We start from the raw sequence: 6,634 nt of genomic DNA on the forward strand, positions 1-6,634 counted from the left end.
ACATGAACAGAATGAGACTGGCCAACTGGATACTTCCTCCAACGCGCTATCTCGCTATGCTCATGTCTGGTGGGAAAAAATCGATCAAGAATATCGTCATAACTCCTCCGGCGGCGTTCGCGGAAAGGTATGGTTTCGCGATTGCGGCCTGTGTGAGAAACGAGGCCGCCTATATCGGCGAGTGGGTCCGTTTTCACCGAGCAGTCGGCGTTCGCCACTTCATCATCTATGACAATGGTTCAACGGACGAAACCTGCGGGGTTTTATGGGAGGCTCTTACCCCGGACACGTTGACGCTGGTACCTTGGGCCGGACACATGGTCTACGGGGAGGAGGCTCGCTTCATTGATTGCCAGGTGATGGCATTCGCCCACGCTATCCTCAATTTCGGCGGGGCCTTTTGGCGCATGGCCTTCATCGATGCTGACGAATTTCTGCTACCGAAGCAGGGTGCGACCATCGAGGAGGCCCTTGCATCGACGGAAGGCTTTCCAAATGTTTCTCTGCCCTGGCATATGTTCGGCAGCAACGGGCACAAAACCAAGCCGGAGGGATCCGTCTTATTAAATTATACCACGCGTAGCGCCGAACCCTTAAGCCGCAAGGAGCATTCCACCAATTTCAAATGCATCGTCGATCCATGCGAGGTCGTCGAAGTTAGCATCCATCAGTTTAAAACGCGCGAATTCGGAAATCTCACGGTCAACGATGCTGGACATCGTTTCACGCGGAGAGGTCGCAAGTCGGCCGCCTTCTATTCCAACCAATTCTTGCAACTTAATCACTATTACAGCAAGTCGGAAGAAGAAATGCGGGCGAAGATACAGAGGGGCTCAAATTTTGCTGTTTCGCAGGAAAAGCTTGAGGAGAAGATGCGGACGACGATTGCGAATATCGAGACGGATGTCGTAGAGGACCATTTCATGGCGGAATTCATTGCCCGCAACGCGATTGATCTTACAGGGCTTGGCGACAGGCAAGTTCTCTCAAAGCTGCGACAGAAGTGACGGGCGCGAACTGAGGGGCTGAAGGAGGTGAAATGAGGCGCCGAGGCCTACTCGACCGATCGGCTGCGCGCCCGCATCGAGATCCACCAGGGCATTCGCTCTCATAGCGGCCTCGTTGCCGATACGGCCATTGACGCCTTCACCGATATCACGCCGGAGTTGCGCCTCTCGGGCGGCCCGCGCATGACGATGGTCACCAACGACTACTTCAACACCTATGGCGGTATCGACGCGCGTGAATCGGCTGCTACAATTCGGGCTGCGGCGTGAAGTTCGTCGGGGTCGGCGGTGCCTTGAACTGGGAGACATCGAAAAACTGGACCGCCAGCACCTTCGGCTCCCCGGCTAGTGTCGGGCGCGAAAACGCCACGCGACCGCAACATGGATCTCTCGCACGGGGAAGTTCCCAGAGCCGGCTTATGCACCGCAATCTGCACGGCGCTGGCAAGCTATATTATTTAATAGTAATGTTTGATGGTAGCACCCGATATTGTTGGAGGCGCCATGAGCATGCTGGATGCAAGGACGATTGCCGAGCGAATGTATGAGGCGGTATTCCTGCCCGATATGTGGACGCCGCTCCTTGACGATCTGGCCAAGGCCACGAACTCCGGAGAGGGCGGCATCGGAGTTTACTGGCCTAATCAAAGAGGTATTACGACTTCGTCCATGATCGCGCGTGATCGTATGCAATGGGAACAATCGCCTGAGGAAACCAGAATCTGGCTCAAACACGTCCGCTCGGGCGGGTTGATCAATCGCGGCTTCTTTGAGATTGACCCATTTGCCGGTGACTGGTCCGAAATGACGGACTTCGAGGCTCGCTTGGCAAACCACAAGTCCAGCGGGCTTGGCGTTCAACTGGGGACCATCCATGAGCTGTTCAATGGCGAAATCATCACCCTGGAGTTCTCGCGCCGGCTGAATGAGCCCAACTACGAGGTCGACATTCTGGCGAAGATGAATGAGATCAACGGCGCTTTCCGCAATGCAGCCTTCTTTGCATCACGATTGCAGTTTGAGCGGGCGCGCGGCAGCATCGATACGCTGAGCGCGTTCGATCTGCCGGCCGCGTTGCTGAACGCCTCCGGACAGGTTCTGTATACAAACGACTTGTTAAAGGACGCCGATCAACATATCAGGGTTACACTGGACGGGCGATTGTCCTTGCGGGGCAGCGACGTCATGCGTGCCCGCTTTGCCGAAGCAATCGCACTGTCGGCACATGCATCCGCGAGTGTTTCGATACCGGCGGAGCATGACAAGAGCGCTGCGATCGTCTACTTCATGCCAATGTGCCGCGATGCGCGGTCGATATTCTCGATGAATTGCACTGTTATGATTGTCGCGCCGGTCGCCACGACGATCGGCGTGCCTTCGCCGGAACTGCTTGTGAAGCTGTTTAGATTAACCAATGCCGAAGCCAGGCTTGCCGTTGCCCTGGCATCTGGTCTCTCACTTCGAGACGGCGCGGCCAGAAGCGGGATTACGATCGGAACGGCGCGCGGCTACCTGATCCGGGTGTTTGCCAAGACCGGCACGACGCAACAAAGTGAGCTTGTCAGCCTGCTGAAGGGATCAGCCCTACGCTTCAGGATTGGCAGCCAGCGATAATATCAGCAAGATTACAGAACACTCCGATGCCTTGAATATACCGTAAAAATCTGGCGCGGCCCTGCAGGCGGCCGCGAAATCTGGCGATCAGATAGAGCGCGGCTGCGATGGCGGCGACAACCTGCGCGATGATATAAGGAATGAGCTGCCCGCCCGGAAAGCGGCCAGCCACCGTCAGACCCATCGAGACGGCTGGGTTGAAGTGCCCGCCTGAAATGCCACCGACCCACAGTCAGACCGAACGCAAAAGCAACACCCAGAAAAGCGATACCGAGGCTCGGAAATGCCACCGCGCAAATTGCGCTGCCGCAGCCGCCAAATACGAGCCAGAACGTCCCAAGAAACTCAGCGATGAGTTTTTTCGTATCCATCGTATCCATCCGAGGTGGCTTCCGATTACCCACATTGTCGGCGAGTTCCGATGGAGATGCCGAAGGCAATGTCATTGAGGCGTGCCAGGCCTCGCCATACGACCATGTTTCCGGGAGGAGGATCGTGCTTACGAGCGAGATAGCCACCGAGCATGGCGATCTGGAGCAAATTGGAGGCAAGGGTCCTGCGCAGGATGCGCGGCGTGGGGCGCGCTGCATCGATGCTGTCGAGCATCGCGATTTCAGCCGGGGTAAGAATTGTCTCCGGTTTCGCCTCGGGCTTTTCCCCTCAACAACGCTGCGCCAGCTATGTTCGACATGGCCGCAGTGTACCGGCTCCCCCTACGTCTTTTCAGGCTTGAATAGTTCGACATCGGTCGAAGCTGCGCAGCTTAAAACCCTGCTAGGCTGGTCCAAACAAACAAGGATTGTCCATGCCCTCCGATCATCTGACCGTTAACCCCTCAATTCTCTACTTCGGGACGCCCGTTGTTTTGATCGTCACACGAAATCCTGATGGAACGCCGAATATTACGCCTATGTCGTCGGCATGGGCTTTGGGAAACTGCGTGGTCCTCGGCCTAAGCTCGGCCGGGCAGGGGACAACCAATCTGCTCCGGGAAGGGGAATGCTCTCTGAACTTCCCCTCGGCCGACCTATGGCCCCGCGTCGAACGTATCGCCCGGACGACCGGAGCGAACCCCGTTCCAGACCATAAGACCGAAGGCGGCTATGAATTTTCGGCCGACAAGTTTGCTTTGGGTGGATTCACATCCCAGGAAAGCGAGAAAATCAGCGCGCCTCGCATCTCGGAGTGTCCATTGCAGTTCGAGGCTCGCTTACTTGCAACGCACCGCGGCGGGAAGAATCAAAGGGCATCGTCTTCTCATCTGATTATCGAGGTTGAGGTTCAGCGCGTCCATGCTCATCGCAGCATCGTCGTCCCGGAAACCAGCTACATCGACACCAGGCACTGGAACCCCTTGTTTTATGTCTTCCGGCACTATTTCGGGGATGCTGCCGATCTTGGTAGCAACTTCCGCTCCGAGTATTGAGATACCCCGCGTTGTCGCAAAAAATCCAGAGCCCGTCCTAAAACTCGACGGTTTGAGGCTCTTCAGGTGTTCGCTGTCACCGTCACGCCGCTCGGAGCGATCTCGCGGCTGGAGCATGCGCTCGACGGCTTCGAGGAGGAGCGGCGACGTTATCGCGACCGTTTGGAAGAGTACCGGCGAAGGCTGACGTCCCATCAGTCACGGCAGGATGGGGAACTCGCCTTCGCTGACGAGCTCAAGGACAAGCGTCGGCAATTGGCCGAGGTCGAGGAAGCGCTGGCCGCGTCTGCGCAACAGGATGCCGAGGCAGATGAGGTTGCTGCCTGATGAACAAACAGGTCGGTCGCACCATCATATGCGACCGGCTTTTCGTGTTTGGAAGGACAATGTTGTGTCAGATTATCGCGAAAGTCGGCCTTCGTCATCGATCAGGATCAGCCGACCGGGGGCCACGCTGCCCCATGTCCAGAGGACGAGATTGAGATCATCATCCGAGGCGCCGGGGGCGAAGCTCCTCACGAGCAGCCCGCAACAGCCGTCGGCAGCCAGTTGGCGTGCGAAGGTTTGCGTTCTCGCTTTCCCCGAAGCCTTCATCTGGTCACGCCAGGTCGGATCGGCGAGCGCCGACGCATCCATCCCTTGCGCCCGAAGGGCGGCATCGTCCCGGCAGTCGAACACGGTCTCGACATCGGCGTCGTAGGAGACCAGCGTCGTCGGTTGCAGATTTCCGACCTGATTGGCTTCCTTCAGCGCCGTCATGATTGTCAGCGACGTATAGAGGGCCGGCACGCCTTTCGGGTTGAAGCGACCGCCATAGAGTTCCGCGCCGCGTCCCGACAAAGGCTCGCGGGCGTAGATCGGGTTGAGCGCCCGGTAGAGCTTTCCTTGATACTGCATCGGCGGAGATTATGCGTGTATGCCGGCGTCGACCGCGTCGATATAGTCGAGCACCTCGTCGGCGCGACCGTTGCGGACCAGTTGCATCGCCGTCTGACCGGAGAAGCCCGACAGCGGCTCGGAGCGATACCAGGCATAGGCCATCAGCGCCGAGCCGAAGCGCGGTTCGACCTTATTGACGATCTCAATCATCTCGCGCAGGCGCCGCTGCGTTCTATCGGAGCGAATGCGATCCTTACGTTGGATCGCGTCTTTTCCAAGTCCGGCGGTGCGCGCGATCTCTTCGCTGGTCGTGCGAAATGCGTCCGCGATCTTGCGCGGTGCGAACAGCCCATCGTCTGCATATTGGGCGATGCCCATGATCCGCCTCCATCTTCAGTCTACCATTAATATAGACGCTATATAGCGTCAATAATGGCGGCATTCAATGCTTTTCGAGAAAAGAAGAATGAAGGGAGAAAGGGAACCTCTCGCAGATCGGTCTTCCCGTCGCCGCTGTCGCTCAACCGCCCCCTGCGCAACCCTCCCTGTCGTTCTCGCGAGGCTTTGCCTCGCTCGCCCTGACCGTCAGGGTCGCTCGCGCGCAGTTGCGCCGCTCTGACCGCCCTGCGGTCTGGGAGATGTCTTCGGAAAGAACTGAAGGCAGGAAGGACCGGTGAGGCGCCGGTTCCGATATCCCGGAAGGAAAAGATCCCATGCAGATCCTCAAGCTCGATCCCCGTGCGCTGAAGGACAATCCCGACGACACGCGTCGCTCCTGAAGTCGCCTGTCGAAGGCGCTATTGTCTGGCTATCCTCGGCGCTGTTTACGGGCTATGCCGTGTTTCTGATCATCTTTTCGAAGATCGCTCTGCTGGTCATGCTGGCCCTGGCGCCTGTTTTCATTATAATGGTGTTGTTCAACGGCCCGTCGCGCCTTTTTTCTAGCTGGTTGACCGCGACGATTCAGGTTATGCTGGTGCCGGTGATGCTCTATGCCTTTCTCGGCTTTTATCTCTTAAGCATCCGCGAGCCGGTGGTGGCCCTGGCGACGGCTCTGGGTGCCAGCACCACGCTGGCCATGCAAGATGCGGCACCCTTTGTGCTTATCTGCTTTGTTGGGTTGTTTCTCCTGTCCCAGGTCATTCCGCTGGCCGGCCGCATCGCCGCGCATACCAGCGAGTGGGCCGTGGAGACCGCCTCGTCGAGGGCGGGTGGCTGGTGGCAGTCCACATCGCGCCAGACGATTGGATCAGGTGCGGCGGTCGGCCGCATGGGGCAGGCCGACGGTGTCACTGCACCGGTACAGGGCGGCTTGATGGGCATACCGCTCGACGATCAGGGCCGCACGGCCAGCGTCACGCGGCAGCGCAAGAACCGCTAGCGATCAATGCCCGTCGCCTCTCGGCACACCAGTTGTCAATCGGCGTCGTAACGGGGCTGACTCATTCTCGATGTTATTTTGAGCTCAGTTGGGTTGGTAGGCTGCTGCGAACCATTCGCCGATATGATCGCCCGCCGCCAACGCCGCCGAGTGTGATCGGCATCGATGATTGGGCATGGCGCCGCAATCATCGATATGGCACCCTCATTTGCGATCTCGAACATACGCATCCGAGAAAGCTTTCAATTACCCACAAGTTCACCGCCGATGGTCATGCCGATCCTGATATCGGTGAGGCGCGATAAACCTCGCCACATGACGGTGTTG

General features: G+C 58.0%; 7 protein-coding genes and 2 pseudogenes. 5 read left to right on the top strand and 4 right to left on the bottom strand.

Annotated features, from left to right (window positions below; all coding sequences use genetic code 11):
* Positions 1-56 precede the first annotated feature (56 nt).
* Both ACPYOP_RS32175 and ACPYOP_RS32180 read left to right on the top strand, forming a co-directional pair.
* A complete protein-coding gene (locus ACPYOP_RS32175) occupies positions 57-1,007 on the top strand; it encodes a glycosyltransferase family 92 protein (RefSeq protein ID WP_481414267.1) in 951 nt (316 codons plus the stop codon).
* Positions 1,008-1,511: 504 nt separating this feature from the next.
* Positions 1,512-2,621, top strand: a complete 1,110-nt coding sequence (locus ACPYOP_RS32180) for a helix-turn-helix transcriptional regulator (RefSeq protein ID WP_481414262.1) — start codon at positions 1,512-1,514, stop codon at positions 2,619-2,621.
* Between the two features lie 82 nt (positions 2,622-2,703).
* On the opposite strand, the pseudogene ACPYOP_RS32185 reads toward ACPYOP_RS32180, so the two are convergent.
* Positions 2,704-2,992 (bottom strand): annotated as a pseudogene (locus ACPYOP_RS32185) (aquaporin); the annotation flags it as partial.
* Between the two features lie 25 nt (positions 2,993-3,017).
* A complete protein-coding gene (locus ACPYOP_RS32190) occupies positions 3,018-3,227 on the bottom strand; it encodes a hypothetical protein (RefSeq protein WP_481414263.1) in 210 nt (69 codons plus the stop codon).
* Between the two features lie 199 nt (positions 3,228-3,426).
* On the opposite strand from ACPYOP_RS32190, the gene ACPYOP_RS32195 reads away from it, so the two are divergent.
* Together ACPYOP_RS32195 and ACPYOP_RS32200 are read left to right on the top strand one after the other, a co-directional pair.
* On the top strand, positions 3,427-4,047 hold the full coding sequence (locus tag ACPYOP_RS32195; protein ID WP_481414264.1) for a flavin reductase family protein: 621 nt from the start codon (positions 3,427-3,429) through the stop codon (positions 4,045-4,047).
* Positions 4,048-4,119: 72 nt separating this feature from the next.
* Positions 4,120-4,374, top strand: a pseudogene (locus ACPYOP_RS32200) (hypothetical protein); the annotation flags it as partial.
* Between the two features lie 72 nt (positions 4,375-4,446).
* Here ACPYOP_RS32200 and ACPYOP_RS32205 read toward each other — a convergent pair.
* Both ACPYOP_RS32205 and ACPYOP_RS32210 read right to left on the bottom strand, forming a co-directional pair.
* Positions 4,447-4,944: an RES family NAD+ phosphorylase gene (locus ACPYOP_RS32205; protein WP_481414265.1), complete on the bottom strand. Its 498-nt coding sequence runs from the start codon at positions 4,942-4,944 to the stop codon at positions 4,447-4,449.
* 9 nt (positions 4,945-4,953) lie between these two features.
* Complete coding sequence (locus ACPYOP_RS32210; protein WP_112609663.1) at positions 4,954-5,304, bottom strand: antitoxin Xre/MbcA/ParS toxin-binding domain-containing protein; 351 nt, start codon at positions 5,302-5,304, stop codon at positions 4,954-4,956.
* A gap of 295 nt (positions 5,305-5,599) precedes the next feature.
* Here ACPYOP_RS32210 and ACPYOP_RS32215 point away from each other — a divergent pair, with 295 nt between their 5' ends.
* Positions 5,600-6,307 carry a type IV secretion system protein gene (locus ACPYOP_RS32215; protein ID WP_481414266.1) on the top strand — a complete coding sequence of 236 codons (708 nt, stop codon included), beginning with the start codon at positions 5,600-5,602 and terminating at the stop codon, positions 6,305-6,307.
* Positions 6,308-6,634: the final 327 nt, after the last annotated feature.

Source organism: Rhizobium sp. KNZ2-6A (assembly GCF_056755475.1).